The organism is Nocardioides sp. Root682 (genome assembly GCF_001427795.1).
Classification (GTDB): Bacteria; Actinomycetota; Actinomycetes; order Propionibacteriales; family Nocardioidaceae; genus Nocardioides.
Genome location: NZ_LMHJ01000003.1, coordinates 188,846 through 206,378, shown reverse-complemented (window position 1 = coordinate 206,378; position 17,533 = coordinate 188,846). Strand labels below are relative to the sequence as shown.

General features: G+C 66.8%; 16 protein-coding genes. 12 read left to right on the top strand and 4 right to left on the bottom strand.

Going from position 1 to position 17,533, the window contains the following annotated elements:
- Positions 1–31 precede the first annotated feature (31 nt).
- Positions 32–286, bottom strand: a complete 255-nt coding sequence (locus ASD84_RS25815) for a hypothetical protein (protein WP_235531147.1) — start codon at positions 284–286, stop codon at positions 32–34.
- Here ASD84_RS25815 and ASD84_RS25810 point away from each other — a divergent pair.
- The 3 genes from ASD84_RS25810 to ASD84_RS16295 all read left to right on the top strand — a co-directional run bounded on the left by ASD84_RS25810 (position 191) and on the right by ASD84_RS16295 (position 4,502).
- On the top strand, positions 191–859 hold the full coding sequence (locus ASD84_RS25810) for a calcium-binding protein (RefSeq protein WP_414858604.1): 669 nt from the start codon (positions 191–193) through the stop codon (positions 857–859). The two genes, ASD84_RS25815 and ASD84_RS25810, sit on opposite strands and share 96 nt — an antisense overlap.
- A 263-nt stretch (positions 860–1,122) precedes the next feature.
- On the top strand, positions 1,123–3,279 hold the full coding sequence (locus ASD84_RS16300; RefSeq protein WP_056712760.1) for an MMPL family transporter: 2,157 nt from the start codon (positions 1,123–1,125) through the stop codon (positions 3,277–3,279).
- A gap of 368 nt (positions 3,280–3,647) precedes the next feature.
- A complete protein-coding gene (locus tag ASD84_RS16295; RefSeq protein WP_056712758.1) occupies positions 3,648–4,502 on the top strand; it encodes an SDR family NAD(P)-dependent oxidoreductase in 855 nt (284 codons plus the stop codon).
- Positions 4,503–4,519: 17 nt separating this feature from the next.
- Here ASD84_RS16295 and ASD84_RS16290 read toward each other — a convergent pair whose 3' ends face one another.
- The 3 genes from ASD84_RS16290 to mobF all read right to left on the bottom strand — a co-directional run bounded on the left by ASD84_RS16290 (position 4,520) and on the right by mobF (position 10,183).
- Positions 4,520–4,945, bottom strand: coding sequence for a hotdog fold domain-containing protein (locus tag ASD84_RS16290; RefSeq protein ID WP_056712756.1), 426 nt, complete (start codon positions 4,943–4,945; stop codon positions 4,520–4,522).
- Entirely contained in the window at positions 4,938–6,239 is a 1,302-nt protein-coding gene (locus tag ASD84_RS16285) for a cytochrome P450 (protein ID WP_082573657.1), read from the bottom strand. The genes ASD84_RS16290 and ASD84_RS16285 overlap by 8 nt, the downstream gene beginning before the upstream one ends.
- A 416-nt stretch (positions 6,240–6,655) precedes the next feature.
- Positions 6,656–10,183, bottom strand: coding sequence for a MobF family relaxase (gene mobF / locus ASD84_RS16280; RefSeq protein ID WP_156392021.1), 3,528 nt, complete (start codon positions 10,181–10,183; stop codon positions 6,656–6,658).
- Between the two features lie 206 nt (positions 10,184–10,389).
- Here mobF and ASD84_RS25170 point away from each other — a divergent pair, with 206 nt between their 5' ends.
- The 9 genes from ASD84_RS25170 (at position 10,390) to ASD84_RS16235 (ending at position 17,532) form a co-directional block, all read left to right on the top strand.
- Positions 10,390–11,124, top strand: coding sequence for a hypothetical protein (locus ASD84_RS25170; protein WP_156392020.1), 735 nt, complete (start codon positions 10,390–10,392; stop codon positions 11,122–11,124).
- A 485-nt stretch (positions 11,125–11,609) separates the two neighbouring features.
- Positions 11,610–12,062, top strand: coding sequence for a hypothetical protein (locus tag ASD84_RS25805; RefSeq protein WP_235531145.1), 453 nt, complete (start codon positions 11,610–11,612; stop codon positions 12,060–12,062).
- Positions 12,063–12,156: 94 nt separating this feature from the next.
- Entirely contained in the window at positions 12,157–12,765 is a 609-nt protein-coding gene (locus ASD84_RS16265) for an SAF domain-containing protein (RefSeq protein ID WP_162251544.1), read from the top strand.
- Positions 12,765–13,529, top strand: coding sequence for a hypothetical protein (locus ASD84_RS16260; protein ID WP_056712746.1), 765 nt, complete (start codon positions 12,765–12,767; stop codon positions 13,527–13,529). The genes ASD84_RS16265 and ASD84_RS16260 overlap by 1 nt, the downstream gene beginning before the upstream one ends.
- Complete coding sequence (locus ASD84_RS16255; protein WP_235531144.1) at positions 13,526–15,040, top strand: CpaF family protein; 1,515 nt, start codon at positions 13,526–13,528, stop codon at positions 15,038–15,040. Before ASD84_RS16260 ends, ASD84_RS16255 begins: the two co-directional genes overlap by 4 nt.
- Positions 15,037–15,951: a type II secretion system F family protein gene (locus ASD84_RS16250; protein WP_082573656.1), complete on the top strand. Its 915-nt coding sequence runs from the start codon at positions 15,037–15,039 to the stop codon at positions 15,949–15,951. Before ASD84_RS16255 ends, ASD84_RS16250 begins: the two co-directional genes overlap by 4 nt.
- Positions 15,948–16,850 carry a type II secretion system F family protein gene (locus ASD84_RS16245; RefSeq protein WP_056712743.1) on the top strand — a complete coding sequence of 301 codons (903 nt, stop codon included), beginning with the start codon at positions 15,948–15,950 and terminating at the stop codon, positions 16,848–16,850. Before ASD84_RS16250 ends, ASD84_RS16245 begins: the two co-directional genes overlap by 4 nt.
- Positions 16,851–16,892: 42 nt before the next feature.
- The gene (locus tag ASD84_RS16240; RefSeq protein ID WP_056712733.1) at positions 16,893–17,099 is read left to right on the top strand and encodes a hypothetical protein; all 207 of its coding nucleotides are present in this window, start codon (positions 16,893–16,895) and stop codon (positions 17,097–17,099) included.
- Positions 17,068–17,532, top strand: a complete 465-nt coding sequence (locus ASD84_RS16235; protein WP_056712731.1) for a TadE family protein — start codon at positions 17,068–17,070, stop codon at positions 17,530–17,532. The genes ASD84_RS16240 and ASD84_RS16235 overlap by 32 nt, the downstream gene beginning before the upstream one ends.
- Position 17,533 lies beyond the last annotated feature (1 nt).

Here is a 17,533-nt window from a genome sequence, read left to right as displayed (position 1 = left end):
GTCGATCGCCCTCACCGCCCCGAGTACTGCTTCAGTTGCCGATGAGAATCAGACCTGCAACGGCAAGGCGGTGACCATCAACGCCGGTCCTGTCATTGCAGACGCTGCGGTCAATGGCAGCGCCGGAGACGACGTGATCATGGCCGTTGGCGGCCGACACAACATCTTCGGAGGTGGAGGTGATGACACGATCTGCAGCATCACCGAGGCTGGCCGGGGTGACTTCATCTACGGCGGGACCGGTGACGACTTCGTACAGGCCGGCGCCGGCGACGACTGGATCCACGGCCAGGACGGAATCGACATTCTCAAGGGTGGCGCTGGCAATGATGACCTTCTCGGCGGCAAGAGTGTAGGAAGCGGGATGGTGGAGATCCCCTCCTTCTTCGACATCGCGGACCAGCTGTACGGCGAAGAGGGCAACGACAGGCTGTACGGCCAGACAGACCGGGACTATCTCGACGGTGGTGCTGGCGACGACTTCCTCGACGCGGGCGACGACCGTGACCGGCTCGTCGGCGGGACAGGCAATGACGTGCTCCACGGCGGGCCCCGCGGGGACTTCCTCGACGGAGACGAAGGTGACGACCACCTCTTCGGAGACGACGGCTCGGACAACCTTCACGGCGGAGCTGGAGCGGACGTCCTCGAGGGCGGAGACGGGTCAGACGACCTCAGTGGCCAGGACGGCAACGACAGGCTCTACGGCAACGGCGGGCCGGACCACCTGTACGGCGGGAACGGCAGCGACTACCTGAACGGCAACAGCGGCCTCTTGGACACGGGCGACGGCGGCCCCGACAAGGACCGGTGCCAGGAGATCAAGGAGAACCGCAAGACGAGCTGCGAGCTGGCCTGACCCGTGCCGGTCGAGCAGGGCCCGCAGAGCGCGACAAAGGCCAGCCGCCGCCTCAGCGAAAGGTCCCACGTTCGCCTCCTGCCTGAGGCAAGTCGCTCCAAGCTGTACGAGCTGTTGAAGTCCGAAGGCTCCACACGGTCCACATCGACAGAACCCGCCTCGTGCGACACGCTGAACTCGATGCACACGTGGCCTCTCTGGCGACCGCGATCTGAACCATCGGCTCCAGTCGGAATGATGGAATGTCACGAAAGGTGCGGCCCATGATCGAGCGATGGGGAAGTGTCGTCGTCCGGCGCGCAGTCGTCGTCCTGCTGGTGGGGCTCGGCATCACCGCCGCGGCGCTGTTTGCCGGGATCGGGCTCGAGGACGAGCTGTCGTCCGGGGGGTTCGACGACCCGGCGTCGGAATCGATCAGGGAGCTGACGCAGGAGCACGCGGCCTTCGGCAACAAGTCGATCGACGTGATCGCGATCTTCACAAGCAAGGACGAGGTCGCGACCGACCCCGCCTTCCGCGCGGAGGTCGAGGAGACGTTGGCTGCGGTGCCCGATGGTCGGGTCACGTCGTTCGCCACCTTCTACGACACCGAAGACCCGGCGATGGTCAGCCACGACGAGCACGCGACTGCGGTCTACATCTCGCTCAGCGGCGAGAGCCAGAACGAATTCCAGGACTCCTACCGAGTGATCCGGCCGATCCTCAGCGACTCCGGCCTTGACGTCGACCTCGCCGGCCCGTACGCCGTCTACTCCGACGTCAACGAGCACACCAAGGACGACCTCGCGATGGCCGAGCTCGTCTCACTGCCGTTCGTCCTGCTGCTCTCGCTGATCATCTTTCGCAGTGTGACCGCCGCGCTGGTGCCGGTCCTGGTCGGCTTGGTCACCGTCCTCGGCGCTCGGGCGGCCATCGCCGGGCTCAACCAGATCACCGAGGTGTCGATCTTCGCGCCGAACATCATCACCCTGCTCGGCCTTGGCCTGTCGATCGACTACGCGCTGTTCGTGGTCTCCAGATTCCGCGAGGAGATCGCGCTGTCGCCCGACGACACCCGGCACGCGCTCGTGCGCACGATGGCGACCGCCGGCCGCACCGTGATGTTCTCCGCACTCACCGTTGCGGCGGCGATGAGCTCGCTGCTGGTCTTCCCGCAGGCCTTCCTCAAGTCGATCGGGTACGGCGGCATGGCGGCAGTCCTGGTGGCGATGGTGGCCGCGCTCACGATCCTGCCTGCGACGCTCGCACTGCTCGGCAAGCGCGTCGACTCGCTGCGGATCCCGTTCCTGCAGCGGAGCGCGGCGGCCGACGGCGAGCACGGCTCCTGGTCGCGGCTGGCCCACGGCGTGATGCGGCACCCGATCCTGGTGGCGGTGGGCGTGGCCGTCGTTCTGCTGGCGGTCGCGTCGCCGTTCCTCGGCGTCAAGTGGGGCAAAGTCGACTACGGCGTGCTGCCGCCGGACGCAGCGGCGCACCAGGCCGCGGAGCGGCTCAACACCGAGTTCGGGCCCGAGCGGTCGACCGCCAACGTGCTGCTCGAGGGCGCCGACGACGCCGAGGTGGCGGCGTACACCCGGGAGCTCAACGAAGTGGAGGGTGTGGTCGACGTCCGGCCAGTCGACAGCGCGGGGGGCACCACGCTGCTGCGGGCCGCGTGGGAGGGCAACAGCCAGAGCGGGCACAGCCAGGACCTGGTGCGCGACCTCCGCGACGTGCCGAGTCCGGACGGGACCACGGCACTCGTCGGTGGCCTGACTGCGGACACTGTTGACCTGGCCGCGTCGGTGAGATCCCACCTGCCGTGGATGGGCCTGATCGTGGTGACGGTGATGCTGGTGCTGCTGTTCCTGGCGTTCGGGTCGCTCGTCCTGCCGATCAAGGCCGTGGTGATGAACTTCTTCTCGATCACCGCGTCCTTCGGTGTCGTCACCTGGATCTTCAGCGACGGTCACCTCTCCGACCTGCTCGGCTTCACCAGTTCCGGGTTCCTCGATCTCACCACCCCTGTCGTGATGCTGGCCGTGCTGTTCGGGCTGTCGATGGACTACGAGGTGTTCCTGCTCAGCCGGGTGCGAGAGCAGTGGGACGCGACCGGCGACAACGACGCGGCCGTCGCGACCGGCCTGCAGAAGACCGGCCGGATCATCACCAGCGCCGCGCTGCTGTTGGCCGTCGTGATCGGCGCGTTCAGCCTCAGCGGCGTCGTCTTCATGAAGATGCTCGGCCTCGGCATGCTGATCGCGCTGCTGGTCGACGCGACCGTAATCCGGGCCCTCCTGGTGCCCGCCACGATGAAGCTGCTCGGCCGGTGGAACTGGTGGGCGCCGGGCCCGCTGGCCCGGTGGTGGCACCGCCACGGCTTCCGCGAGGAGGGCGGAGCGGACAACGCCGAGAGCAGGGAAACCTCGCCTGTGGGGTAGAACGACCTGTGCTCTCGGCCTCGGCAGGCGGGTGTCCCGTCCGCGGCGCGTGGCGAGGGCGTCGAAGACCCGCGCGTGAGGGTGCCGCTCAACGAGGCGTTCGGCTTCCAGCGGATCACTGTCGAGCGCCCACTACTCGACGAGGCGGGGTAGCCGGTGTCCAAGAAGGGCACGCCGACGCCGGATCCGAAGCTTCCGCGACCAAGAGGATGCGCCGCTGTCCGAGGGCTACATCGAAACGGGGGTCCACCTCAAGACAAAGGCGCTCGCCAGGGAGGCCGAAGAATAGCGCTTATCATTCCAGTTTTTATCCCCCCGAATTACAGAAGAGGATTGCGCCCGACTTCCGATGCGCATAGCGTGGCGAAATGCTTGATCTCGCCAACACCCGCGCCATCGTCACGGGCGCTTCACGCGGGATCGGCGTCGTGCTCGCCGACGCGCTCGCCGCACGCGGCGCCGAGCTCCTGCTCGTCGCCCGCAGCCAGTCCGGCCTCGATTCGGCCCGAGAGCGGCTGGCGAAACACAACACCAAGGTGCTCACCTTCTCCGCGGACCTGAGTGATCGGCGAGCCATCGAGGGCCTCGTCGAATTCGCGCAACGTGAACTTTCCCCGATCGATCTTTTGGTCAACAACGCCGGCATCGAACAGGTGGACTTTTATGAAGATCTCTCGGTCGCGGATATCGAGCAGACCATCGCGGTGAATTTGACGGCGCCGATGGTGCTGACGCGACTCCTGCTCCCGGACATGCTCACGCGCAATCGTGGCTTCGTCCTCAACGTCGCATCCCTGGCAGGCCTCGGTCCGACGGCCTTCGGAGAACCGTATGGCGCCACCAAGCACGGTCTCGTGGGCTTCACCCGCTCGCTCCGGGCGAGCCTCCAGACCCGCAATAGCGCGGTGAGCGCGTCGGTGGTGTGTCCTGGGTTCATCTCCGGGACGGGCATGCACCAGGACGCCGTCGACCGCTATGGCGTCGTCGCCCCGCCGCAACTCGGAACGTGCACGCCGGAGGCCGTAGCCCAAGCATGCATCCGCGCGATCGAGCGCGACGAGCCGGAGGTTCTCGTCAGCGGCAAGGCCTTTCGGCCCTACATCGTGCTCGGCTCTGCGATGCCGCGGGGGTTCGAACGCATCGTGAAGCGTCTCGACGCGTACGCCCCCTTGCAGCAGGTAGCCGAGCTCCGTCGCACCGAGCGCTTGTCGGATGAGCAGTAGCTGGCCCCGGCGCCATCTCACGCCTGGAAGACGCGGGTCGAGCGGCACTCGGCGATCACCTTGCGGTTCTGCTGGATCGTTACCCGGAAGAACGCGATCGTCCTGCCCTTCTTGAGAACCTCGGTGGTCAGGGTCAGCGTGCCCGGCTCGCGCACGGACGAGAAGAGCGACATCGACGACTCGATCTCGGAGCCGGGATCGCCGTACATCGCCCAGACGTGCCCGGAGAGAGCCTTGCTCGCGGCCAGGAACAGGTAATAGCTCTCGGCCGTCCCGGTGGCTCCGAACGCTTCCTGCGGAAGCTCGAGCGAAAAATGGGCGGCATCCGCCGTGGCGTCGGGCTCCGCCACCCGCAGGCGCGTGTCGAGCACCCGCGTCGACAGCGACGCGGCACACGGCGGGTCTGCGAAGATCGCGGCAAGTCGCTCGGGAAGATCAGCCATTGCTCTCCTCAATTCTGGCGAGCGGAATGCTCGCGGCTTCGCGACGCTCGAGGATGACCGGGCACGCGCTCGGCTTCGCGGTGAACGACTCGACGCTGACCACGGAGTGTCCCGGCCAAGGCGCGAGCCGGAATCGCTTGAAGAGTGCGGCGAAGACTTCCTGGGCGAGGACGCGCGCCTGCATCTGGCCCACGCAGCTGCGGGGCCCGAGCGCGAACGGCAGGAAGGCGCCACTGAAGTCGCGCTCGGGGTCGAAGCGCGTCGGATCTGACCAGAACTCGGGATGCTGGTGGGCCGCGGCGATGTTGCAGAGGATGACGTCGCCCGCTTGGTATTCGTGCCCGCGCGTGCTGAACGCCTCGACGGCGGTGCGCGAGACCACATGAACGGGGGGGTGCAGGCGCAGTGTTTCCTTCATCATCCTGAGGACGAATGCCGGCTCTCCACTTTGAAAGGAAGGCTCGAGGGCCGCGTGATAGGCCATCCAGGAGAGCGTCGCAGCGGTCGTCTCGAAACCCGCGTTCTGGAGGATGATGATCTGATTGGTGGTGAGGTAGGGATCGTCCTCCTCGGGCTCGATCTTCCAGGCCTCGATGCGCTTCACGACCTGCGCCCGGAGGCGCGCGACAACCCCGTCGAGCGCGGGATCGCGCGAGAGATAGCGATCCTGGATCGACTCGACCGCCTCGTAGAAGGCTTCCATCGCGCCGATGTCGGCTTCGTTGTGATCCAGGTCGACGTCGTCGACGTCGAAGAGCATCTTGAGCGAGGCATGGAACGCGATCTTGCGGAACACTCGCTGCAAGTCGGTCGGTCCTGACTCGATTTCATCCATGTAGCGCGCGACGATCGCCCTCACCTGCATGCGCATTGGGTCTGCGCGCTTGTTGATGCGACGCAGGTAGAAGTCGTGGAACTCCCCGGCAACCGAATCGGGCGAAGTGAGCACGTTCGGGTTGAAGTACGAGCCGATCTTCTTGGTGATACCGCGATCGACGGTCTTTTCGACCGGCATCCGGGCGAAGATATCGCGCAATGCAGGCGGAAACGAGACCAAGAGGACGTTGTAGCCCTTCGCTTTCAAGCGGACGTGGTCGCCGTATTCGCGGTGCAGCGATTCCAACGTTGACTGGAGTACGTCCGGAACTCGTTTTCGGGAAAAAAAGACCGGGCTCGGCCAAACGTCTACCCAGCCCTGCTTCGGCATATGTTTGTACGCATCGATAATGATGCCGGACACGCGTTCCCGAATAACTTCGAACCGGCCATCAACTAAACCGGCCATGAACCACATCTACAGGTTCTACGCGCGCGTCGCAAGACGGCATTTCCGGGTCATGTGCCGCCGCAACGGTTTTCGCAACGGTTTCCGCAACGGTTTGGCCGCGGAAACCCCGCGCCCTCTCCTGTCCGCGACCGTCCTCTGAAGCGCCCCAGCTTCTCTGCCGCCCCTATGCGGGTGCGGCAGATGATGATCACGTTGCCCTCCCGTGAAGACGCGCTCGCGCGGTTTGCGGGCAGGTTTAGGTCGCTCTGATGGCCGCGACGCCGCGTTGCGCGCCGCGCTCGTCGCCGAGGGACAGGCGACTGACACGTCCATACCCGGGTCTGTCGGCTGGAGAACGACGTTATGGTCAACTCTTGATACTCCTCACGCCGCCTTCTCCACGGACTCAGTTCGCTTGTGGACATGCGACGACGTTGGTGGTGCTACGGCGCGGCAATCGCCCATCCTTCCGCGGATAGGTCTGGCCGCTCGGGCTGCATGCCGACGACCACCCAAGCGCCGCCCCGCGCAGCCTGGATGGCTCGCCTGCGATCGGCCCGCTGTACCACGGTGGACGCTCCCCGGCCGACGGGAAGATCCGAGGTGATCTGATAACGATCGCGGTAGGCGGCGACCGTGGCGATGTTGCTACCCCTCGCGGCTCGGTCAGTCTGGCCGACGGGCGGCTCAGCCAGCGCACGAATCCAGGCGGCGTGCATCCTGACGGCCCCCTGGGCCAGCGCATTGGCGCGCGCCTCGATGAGGTGCTTGCGCTCTTCGATCGCTTGACGGTCCTCGGCTGGCATGGGGCCGAGCGGTTCCGGGATCAGTCCTGCGATCAACCTCGGCCGGAGTCGGCAGCCGCGGGGTGCTGTCGAGGCGCACTTCTCGATCCGGTACCGGAGGACGGCGGAGATGTCGTCGGCGTCGCCGAAGCCGTGCTGGCCGACGACTCGCGGGACAAGGGTATCCAGGTCGTGGTGGTAGGCCTCCGCCTGTCGGAGCGCGGCTTTGAGGGGTCCGGATGCTGTCGACTCGACGACCGCAGTCTGCTGGGCGGTGGTCAGTCCGGACCGGCTGAGCAGGTCGACGAAGCGGTCGTGTTGGGCCTCGGCAGCGATGGTCTCGAGTTCGGCGGCGAGGCGGTCGATTCCGCCGTGGATGGCGTACTCGGCTTCCATCGTCTGGTGGGCGGACAAACTGGCACCACTGTGCTGAAGTACCCCGCACAGCACGGTGCGAGCCGAGACGTCCTCGGGTTCCGGGGTCGAGTGGCTCTCGTCGGGTTGGTCGAAAGCGACATAGGCGATGTTCGATTCCCGGCCGCGGCTCATCGATACGTAGAGGTTCTCCCGGGTCGTGGTCGGGGTGACGACGACGTGGGAGGTGTCGACGGTGATGCCCTGGGCGCGGTGGGCGGTGACCGCGTACCCCAAGTCGAGGTGCCGCTCGACGTAACCCGACGGCAGGACGGTGCTGCCCCGACGTCGCCGGCCGACACGGTCGACGATCACCGACCCGTCGCGTCGGATGTCGGTGATGCGCCAGCGGTCGCCGTTCATGACCCAGCCGCCTGGCTTTGTTCGGATCGTGCGGTCGTTACGTCGCGTGATCACGACGTCGCCCACAGAGGCCCGGCTGCCGCCGACGAGGCGGACTTCTCGGCTGTTGACGGCTCCGTCGAGGAGGAGCCGCTCAGCGCGGGCGCGTTCGTTGAGTGCTTGTACGGCGCGCGCGGACTCAGTCACGAGCACACTAGACATTCCGGCGTCGGTGTCTGCACGCCAGGCTTCGTAGGCGGCGTCGAGCATGGCGTCGGTCATTCCTTCACGGATGCGGTCCTGCCGAATGTAGGTCGAGATGATCTCGACCTCCCCTCGACGCAGGGCGAGCGACGCGTACTTCTCCCACCTGTTCACGAACCGGTGGATCTCGCTCAGCTCAGGGGCATCAGTACGGCGGTCGAGCAGGAGAGCGAACGCTCCGCCAGCGTCGACGGACTGGAGTTGGTGCGGGTCGCCGACGAGCAACACCTTCGCGCCAGCACCGTCGGCGATGCCGCTGATCCGGTCGAGGGTCGTGGTTCCGGCGAGGGTGGCCTCGTCGATGATCACCAACTGCCCGGGGCGGAGGTCGGTTCGGCCGTGGTCGTACTCGTGGAGCCATTTGGCGGTGTTGTCGCACGCGATCCGGAGGTCGTCGGCCAGGGCCTGAGCTGCGGTGGCTGACGGTGCGAGACCGACGACACTCCCGCGGCCGTGTTCGCGGATCCATGCCGAGCGCAGCGTTCGCATGGTCGTGGTCTTGCCCGCCCCGGCCGGGCCGACGAGCAGGTCGACCAAGCGTCCGGAACTGGTGATGGACTCCAACGCCGTCCGCTGTTCGGCGCTGAGCGCCGCACGGCAATCACGGATCGCGCGCATCACGTCGGCTGGCCGAACCGAGGGTGCCGTGAGGTCCTCGGAGCGTTCGAGGAGCCGGGCTTCGGCGTCGATGACCGCGGTCGAGGAGTACTTCACCGAATGGCGTGGGCGGAAGATGCTGGTCCCGTCCTCGCGCTGGAACCGGACCGGACTGGACGCCAACTCCGGTGGCGTGAGCGACACCGACTGGAACTGGGCTGCATCGACCACCATCGCCACCACCGCTTCACGGTCAGCGGTGCTGGCGAAGCGCAGGTCCATGGTCTGCTTCGAGGCCTCGGCGAGCAGGTTCCAGTGGCTCCAGACCGAGCGTTTGACGCTGACCGCGGCCACCACGTCCGCGCCGATTGCTTCGATGGCCGCGAGTGGGACGTCGTCCACGCTGAGTGACCCGGCAGCGTTGTCGAGCAAGGACGCTGCCCACGCTGTCGGTTCCGTGCCGGTGCGCTCTGCGGCTCGCTCACGCCACTGGGCGGTCAGCTCGGCGAGTGATCGGGTTTCCTTTGGTGGCCGGGTGGCGAGGGTGGCTTGGGCACGGAGTTCGACGATCGTCTTCTCTGAGGGCATCCGACCGTGCCGGGCGACGTACTCGCCGATGAGGTCGTCCTTCTTGAGTTCGATCTCACGGGTCCTACTTGAAAACTCGGCGATCAGCTCGTCACTGACGCCAACGATCTCCCACCGCGGGTTCCGGTCAACGCCTCTTTGGCGCAGCTCCCACTCGACGCCGAGTTCACGCGTCAGCCGGTCGGCAAGCAGCGCGTTGTAGTACGCGGAGAGGCCGGTGACCGAGGCGAAGACCGGGCGTCCGTCAAGGCTGCGCCACTGTCCGTCGCGCAGCGTGAGGACCTTGTTCGACACCACCAAGTGGGTATGGAGCTGCGGGTCACCCGCGCGCGAGTCGTAATGGTCGTACGCGACGGCCGCGAGCCCGGCAACACCGACCTGGGCGACCGCTCCATCGCTGTCTGCCAGTCCGGATCGAGTCGCGGCGACCTCGCGCTCGAAGTACGCCAGCACGTCGCCCACCGCTGCGTGGTGGACGTTGACGATCCGTTCCTGCGTCGCGGCATCGGCCACGCCCCACAGGACCGAGACCGACTTCGGCACACTGAACGTCAGGTCGAAGCCCGCGACCGCATGCCGTCCTCCCGCTTTGGTTTCCTCCGCTTCGATGCGGCTCGTCTCGGCCGCACAGTCCTCCTGGCTCATCTCCGGGTCCAGTTCAGCGACGCGTTCCTCGATCCGTGCCGACAGCTTCTTGTACGTCGGATAGGCGAGTCCCAGTTGGTCACCGGTCACGGGGTCGCGGCCCATCCCGATCAGCAGCGCGAGCTGCGCTTCGCTCACTTGCATGCCCGGCTGGAGGCGCCTGTCGCCGAACGCGCCCAGGCCCGAGCCCATCCAGCGACCGGGTGGCGTACCCGTCTCCGCGTAGTAGCGCGTGAGCGGTGTCGACATGGCGCGGTTGCCGTCGCCAGCCACGACGCTGCGCAGCAGGTACTGGTAGCCCGTGCCCGCCGACATTCGCCGCAGCGAGACCGTCACGGCCGTTTCCGTTCCACAGATCTCAGGTGCGCACCTTCATCCACAGACCACCTCGAGGTGCAATGCGTGTGGGGAGAAGGAGCGGTAGGAGGAGGGGAGAGAGATGGAGAGCGGAAGGGGTGGCGGGGAAGGGCTTGATGGGAGTGAGGGGCTGGGTGAAGAAGGAGCGGGGTGGTGGGAGGGGAGTACCTGAAGGTTGAGGTCCTGTGGAAAGCGCAGCGGCCGAATCACGAAATCGGGCTTACGATGTTGGCCAGACGGCGGCAAGCAGCTGCGGGACGCCGTCCGGCCTCGAACCCCAACGGGTGAGAGGAAACGGAATTCCTATGACTCAGTTTCTCGGGATGAAGTCGTGGGCGGCCGGCGCACTGGTGTTGGTCGCGGTCACCGCCTGCACGAACAGCGATCCTGAACCCGCGCCTCCCGACGCCAGTAGCTCCACGACGTCGAGCGCGTCCTCGCCGACACCGACGTCACCCTCCGAGGTTGCAGCCGCTGACGCCACTCGACTGATCGAGCGCTACTTCTCCGTGCTGGACAAGGTCAGGATGGAACCGGCGACGCCCTTGTCGGAATTGAGGACCGTGGCAATTGGCATTCAGTTGGGCGCGCAGACCAACTTGATCCGCCGCGAGCGCGAGAAGGACCGTCACCAGGTCGGCGTCACCGAGATCGTCGAACTGAAGATCCAGTCCGTCAACCTCGACAACTCCGCTCCCAACGCCGGTCGCGTTCCCGTCGTCCAGATCGACGTCTGCTGGGACGTCAGCAACGCTGACGTCGTCGATGCGTCCGGGAAGTCTGTGACAGATCCCGATCTACCCAATCGCGGGTGGAGCCGATACATGGTCGCGAACTACCGGTACGCCACGGCCCCGTCCGACGGTTGGCGGGTGGCATCGGGCCAGGACCTTGAGCAGGCGCCATGTGCCGATTCCTGAGCCGAGGCGTCGTCGCGTGGTTGATGGTTGCTGGCACCGTGGTCCTCGCAGGTGGATCAGTAGCCGCGTCGGAACCCAAATGTGACCTCGTCGATCCGATTACCGGCGAGTGTGCGATCGAGGTTGTGGTTCCGAGCGACGATCCTGATCCTTCTGACGATGAGCCGAAGAGCACCGGTGGCGGGCAGGCCTGCTACTGGGATCCGGCGAAGCAGGGCGTGGTGAAGCCACCGGCTGGACCTGTCCCCTGTTCAACGAAGGACGGCTACTGGTCGAACGCGTACAACTGCTACATCCGGGCATTGGCCCCTCAGCCCCTTGCTGGTGATCCGGGCTGGAAGGGGCACGAGCCTGGTGACGGGGCGGTCTACTTCTGCTTCCAACCACAGACGGGTCTGCTGATCACGATCTGGGCGCAGGACCCGCCACCGGGATCACGTGCCGGTCCTTCTCCTCGTGAGGTCGCACAGGTCGCGGTGGCGAAGATGAAACTCAAAGCGGTCGACATCGGGATCGTCCCGAAGCCCGGTCCGGACAGCATCGGTCTGGTCGGGATGCCGGTGTGGATGTGGGTGCAGGCACCGAACGACCACACATTCGGCCCGATCACGGCCAGCGCCTCCGCGGGCGGCATCACGATCACTGCGACCGCGAAAGTCGAACGCATCGGGTGGGACATGGGCGACGGCACCGAGGTGGTGTGCCGGAGCGCCGGTTCGCCGTACAAGCCGTCCTACGGGCGGAGGGACTCTCCCGACTGCGGCCATACCTACTCGAAGACGAGCGCACGCGAACCTGACGAGGCGTACACGGTCACCGCGACCTCGACCTGGGTCGTCACCTGGTCGGGCGCGGGTCAGACCGGGACGATCCGCTTGGACGGTCTCAGCCGCTCGACCCAGATCCGGGTCGGCGAGGCGCAGGTGCTCGTGAACTGACGAACTGCGCGAGGGAGATACGACGATGACCACCAGTATCCGATCGGACCGGAACACCGGCCCCCGCCCTGCCACGGCCGCCTCCGACGGGGTCATGAGTCCCCCGCCCAAACTGCGGAAGCGACCAGCCCTGATCGTCGCTGGTGTCGCGGTCACTGCGTTCGGGTGTCTGCTGGGTGCGTGGGCGTGGAGCGCGACGACGAACACCGTGGAGGTCCTGGCTGCTCGCGACACCATCCACCGCGGTGAAATGATCACCGCCGAAGACCTCCAACGGGTCAGGATCAACGGCGACCCGGCGCTCGAGCCGCTCGCTGCCTCGGCGTACGACGACATCGTCGGCCAACGTGCGGCCCTGGACGTCGCTGCCGGCGGACTCCTGACGGCCGAGTCGACGACCGAAGAGTCGCTTCCGCCGCAGGGGCAGTCGATCGTGGGGATATCGCTGACGCCGGCTCAGGTACCGGCGTTGCCGATGCATGGCGGGGACAAGGTCCGGATCGTCCTGACCCCCGGCACCGACGGCGACGTGTCGGCGGGCAGTGCGCAGTTCACGGGTGCGGAGGTCGTTGACACCTCGCTGGATGAGACGACCGGCAACACTATCGTCAACGTCCTGGTGCCATACGGCGATGCCGGGCTCCTCGCGGCACGGGCGGCCACCGGGAACGTGGCACTGATTCTGGATTCGGGAGACCAGTGATGGCCCTCATCTGTCTGACCTCCGCGTCGGGATCACCCGGGGTCACCAGCACGGCCGTTGGTCTGGCGTTGTGCTGGCCGCGTCCGGTGCTGCTGGTCGAGGGGGACCCGACCGGCGGCTCTGGGATCTTGGCCGGGTTCCTGCGCGGGACCACGCCGTACGACGTCGGGCTGATCGAGCTCGCCCTGTCGCCGCTGGCCGTGGGCGACGCTCTGCGTGAGGTTGTCCGACCGCTGACGCCGATTGTCTCCGTCGTGGTTGGCACCCGGTCCCACGCCCAGGCTGCGGCGTTGCGGGAGGTGTGGGATCCGCTCGCCGACGCGCTCCGTGACTTGGAGGCCAACGGGCAGGACGTCATCGTCGACGCCGGCCGCCTCGGGCTCGCCAGTTCACCGCAGCCGCTGCTCGAGGCCGCTGACCTGAGCTTGCTGGTCACTCGCGCCACCCTGCCGGCGATCTCGGCTGCCCGGTCGTGGGCCGAGACCATCCGCCACCCGGCGACCGGGTGGCGCCACCCCGGCCTGCTGCTGGTCGGGGAGGGGCAGCCGTACCGAGCCACAGAGGTGTCGAAGGTCCTGGGCATGCCCGTCATTGCGGACCTTCCCGACGACCCGGCGGCCGCGGCGGTCTACCACCGCGGAAGCGCACCGCCCCGGCACTTCGAAACCGGTCCCTACGTCCGCAGCCTGCACGCCGCAGCCCAGGCCATCGGTGCGCAGGTCACTCGGCGTCGGATCTCGCTCGCACTGGAGGTGGCCCCGTGAGTGAAGCGTTCCGCTACTTCAACGAGTACGGCGAGTACGGCAATCTGTCCCGACTCCCCTTGTTCAACCACCCCAACCAGGTCAACACCGTCGACCAGCCCAACCAATCGGCCGACGGCGTACCGGACCATGCTCATTTGGATGATCCCGTCGTCACGCCGCCGGTCTCGAACGCTGACGTCGACTGGTCGACCGTCGCAGCTCTGCGGGCCCAGGCCTCTGAACAGCTCAGCCAAGCGGTAACCGGCGACCGAGGTCGGCTCGACAAGGCCGCCCAGCAGGAGCTTGGGCGCTCGATCGTGCTGGACCTGATCGATTCGGCGATGGCCGATGCGGTGGATGCTGGCCACGGTTCGTGGAGTCCGGCCCGCCAGCAGGCCACCGCCCAGGCGGTGTTCGATTCGCTGTTCCGCCTCGGTCGGCTGCAGCCGCTGGTCGACGATGACCGCATCGAGAACATCGTCATCGTGGGCCACGACAACGTCCTGCTCGAACTCATCGACGGCACACTCATCGACGGGCCACCCGTGGCCGATTCGGATCAGGAGTTGATCGACTTCCTGGTGTTCCTGGCTTCTCGCAGTGAGGTCAACGCCCGGTCCTTCTCCGAGGCACAGCCGCGGCTCCATCTGCGACTCGATGGCGGTTCCCGCCTGGCTGCGGCCGCGTGGGTTACGCCGCGTCCGTCGGTGGTGATCCGTCGCCACCGGCTTATGCAGGTCACTCTCGACGACCTCGTCGCCAGAGACATGATGACCCCGGTCGCTGCGTCCTTCTTGCGCGCGGCGGTGCGGGCTCGTCGTTCCATCGTGGTTGCGGGTGCGCAGGGTGCCGGGAAGACGACGCTGGTCCGTGCCCTGTGTGCGGAGATCGACGCGTTGGAGGCGATCGGCACGTTTGAAACCGAGTACGAACTGCACCTCCACGAGCTCGGTCGCCACAAGATTGTGCACGCGTGGGAGTCGCGGCCGGGTTCGGGTGAGCGCGGCCCGGATGGGCGCCAGGCCGGCGAGTTCACCTTGGACGAGGCGCTCGTCGACTCCTTCCGGTTCAACCTCTCGCGTCAGATCGTCGGCGAGGTCCGAGGCAAGGAGATCTGGGCGATGATCAAGGCCATGGAGTCGGGCACCGGCTCCATCTCCACCACCCACGCCGCCGATGCGGTCACCGCCGTCCGCAAGCTCGTCACCTGCGCCATGGAGGCCGGACCCCACGTCACCCAGGGGCTGGCGACCAGCAAGCTCGCCGCAACAGTCGATCTCATCGTGCAGCTCAGCATGGAAACCACCACCGCACCGGGGCTTGCACAGCGGATGCGGCGGGTCGCGGAGATCGTCGCCCTGGCCCCCGGGGAGAAGGAAGTCGGGTACGCCACGACCCACGTGTTCCGCGCCGACAGCATTGGTGTGGCCGTGCCTGATGTGTTGCCTGACGACTACCGGGCGCTGGCCGTCCACGGGTTCGACCTCGCCGGCTACCTCTCCGCCCAGCCGTACCGAGTCGGGCTGTGAGTGCCTTGATCCCCAGTCTGGCCGGTGGCCTCGTCGTCGCCGGGGTCCTCCTCACGGTCGTGGGACTACGTCCCTCTACGTTCCCGGCACGTCAGAAGTCCAGGACCCGAAGCCGTCACTTCGCCCTGTCCGCTCGTACCCGGGTGTTGCTGCTTGCCGGGATCGGCTTCGGTCTCCTCGGCTGGGTCATCACCGGGTGGGTCCTCGCCCTGCTCATCGCACCCGTAGCCGTCCTCGGCCTCCCGGCTTTGTTGTCTGCTCCCCCGGCCGCCACCCAGATCGCCCGCCTGGAAGCGATGGAGGAATGGACTCGATCGCTCTCAGGAGTCCTCACGATCGGGATCGGCCTCGAGCAGGCACTCGTCGCGACCTTGCGCTCGACCCCGGCACCCATCAACTCCGAGGTCACCCGCCTCGTGGCCCGGCTCCGCGCACGTTGGGACACGCAGAAGGCGCTACGTGCGTTCGCGAACGAACTCGACGATTCCATCGGCGACCTGATCGCCGCGACCCTGATCCGCGGCGCCAGCCGTCGAGGCGCCGGCCTCGCCAGCGTCCTGGAAGCACTCGCCACCTCGGTCGCCGCCCACGTCAACGCTCGACGCCAAGTGGAGGCCGATCGAGCGAAACCCCGCTCCACAGCCCGGTGGGTGACGCTCATCAGCGCCAGCGTATTGATCGTTCTGGCGCTGTCGGGAACCTATGTCGAGCCCTACCGCAGCCCCGTCGGTCAACTCATCCTCGTCGCCCTGCTCTCCGCCTACGTCGCGACGCTGATCTGGATGCGGCAGATGGCCAACGGCAAACCGCTGCCTCGCTTCCTCAACGATTCCGCTGGGTTCATGGAAGCTGAAGCCCCCGACATGAACCGCGTCGACAGCGTCCACTCAGGCACGGGGGTGACGCGATGATCACCGGACTGCAAGTTGCGATGGTGGCGGGCGGACTGATCGGACTCGGGCTGAGTCTCCTGGTCGCCCGCATGTTGCCCGTCGAGCCGGACCTGGCCGACGTCTTGGAACGGGTCTCCTCGAACCGCACCCGCACCACCACCACGGCTCCTGTGGCGCGGACCGGCAAGGAACGGCTCGGGCTGTGGGGCATCCGGGTGCTGCCTCCCGGGCTGTGGGTTCGCACCCCGGTCCGCGAACTGGCTCTGTTGCGGATCTCGGTCGCCCAGTTCTACGGCGAGAAGCTGACCTTCGCCGGCCTCGGCCTGGCCATCCCTCCGACGCTCACGCTGCTGTTCAACAGCCTCGGGTTGGGGATCCCGCTCCAGATGCCGGCGTTCGCATCGATCTCGCTGGGAGTAGTGATGTTCTTCGTGCCCAACTACAACGCCCTGGAGGAGGCCAAGAAGGCGCGCTACGAATTTGCCTGGGTCCTGAGCGCCTACCTCGATCTGGTCGCCCTCGAACGCAACATGGGCGCGGGTGTACGCCAGGCGATGGAGTCGGCCACCGAGCTCGAGGGCTCGTGGGTCTTCACCCGCCTATCGGAGGAACTGGCCCGTTCCCGCTGGTCTGGCCTGCCGCCCTGGGATGCGCTGCACACCTTGGCAACAGAGCTCGGACTCCCCGAGCTCGACGACTTCGCCGACATCATGCGCCTCTCCGGTGAGGAAGGAGCCGGCGTGTACGCCACCCTCCGGGCACGATCCGCCGCCATGCGCGCCGCGATGCTCAACGACGAGATCGCCCGCGCCAACGCCGTCGGCGAACGCATGACCATCCCCGGCTCCCTACTCGGCGTGATCTTCATGGCCCTGCTCGTCGCCCCCGCCCTGCTCCGCATGCTCACGCCGACCTAACCCTGACCCGTGCCCAGGAAGGACACCCTGAGAGGAACCCCGATGACCAAAGTTCTCGTCCTGCTGCATCTGGCAGCCCTCACCAAGTACGACGACCTGCGCATGACCCGATGCGGTCGACCCGACAGTGAGCGGGGTTCGGTGACCACCGAGCACGTGCTCTGGGCGGTTGCCGTGATGGCCATCGTCGGCATCGTCGTCGCAGCGGTCACGTCCTATGTCACCAAGCAAGCCGGCAACATCAAGTAGCCGCACCCCGCGGCGCGGACAACGGCGCGGTCAACGGGGCTCGACATCGATCGAGCTCGTCATCCTGCTGCCCGCACTCTTCGCGCTCATGTTCCTGGGCATGCAGGCCGCTCTGTTCTACCAGGCCCGGACCGTCGCGATCGCCGCCGCACAAGAAGGTGCCCGGGCAGCCGGGGCCCAACACGGAAGCGAAGCCGACGGCGCCACGGCGGCCAACGACTTCCTCACCGAAGCCGGCGGTGACGACGTCCTCACCACCACCTCGACCAACGTTCAGCGGACCCCCACCACAGCGACGGTCACCGTGACCGGGTTCAGCCTGAGCGTCATCCCCGGCTGGAACATCCGCATCACCCAGACCGCGACGGTCCCGGTCGAGCGACTGACCGCACCCACCGCCCGGTTCGCGAATACAGAACGTGCGGAGAACTGAG

Coding starts and splice junctions, on each gene's coding strand:
- ASD84_RS16235 (WP_056712731.1), top strand. CDS start 17,068: ATGTCACCAAGCAAGCCGGCAACATCAAGTAGCCGCACCCCGCGGCGC.
- ASD84_RS16300 (WP_056712760.1), top strand. CDS start 1,123: ATGATCGAGCGATGGGGAAGTGTCGTCGTCCGGCGCGCAGTCGTCGTC.
- ASD84_RS16290 (WP_056712756.1), bottom strand. CDS start 4,945: ATGGCTGATCTTCCCGAGCGACTTGCCGCGATCTTCGCAGACCCGCCG.
- ASD84_RS16245 (WP_056712743.1), top strand. CDS start 15,948: ATGATCACCGGACTGCAAGTTGCGATGGTGGCGGGCGGACTGATCGGA.
- ASD84_RS25805 (WP_235531145.1), top strand. CDS start 11,610: ATGAAACTCAAAGCGGTCGACATCGGGATCGTCCCGAAGCCCGGTCCG.
- ASD84_RS16260 (WP_056712746.1), top strand. CDS start 12,765: ATGGCCCTCATCTGTCTGACCTCCGCGTCGGGATCACCCGGGGTCACC.
- ASD84_RS16265 (WP_162251544.1), top strand. CDS start 12,157: ATGAGTCCCCCGCCCAAACTGCGGAAGCGACCAGCCCTGATCGTCGCT.
- ASD84_RS16285 (WP_082573657.1), bottom strand. CDS start 6,239: ATGTGGTTCATGGCCGGTTTAGTTGATGGCCGGTTCGAAGTTATTCGG.
- ASD84_RS16295 (WP_056712758.1), top strand. CDS start 3,648: ATGCTTGATCTCGCCAACACCCGCGCCATCGTCACGGGCGCTTCACGC.
- ASD84_RS16240 (WP_056712733.1), top strand. CDS start 16,893: ATGACCAAAGTTCTCGTCCTGCTGCATCTGGCAGCCCTCACCAAGTAC.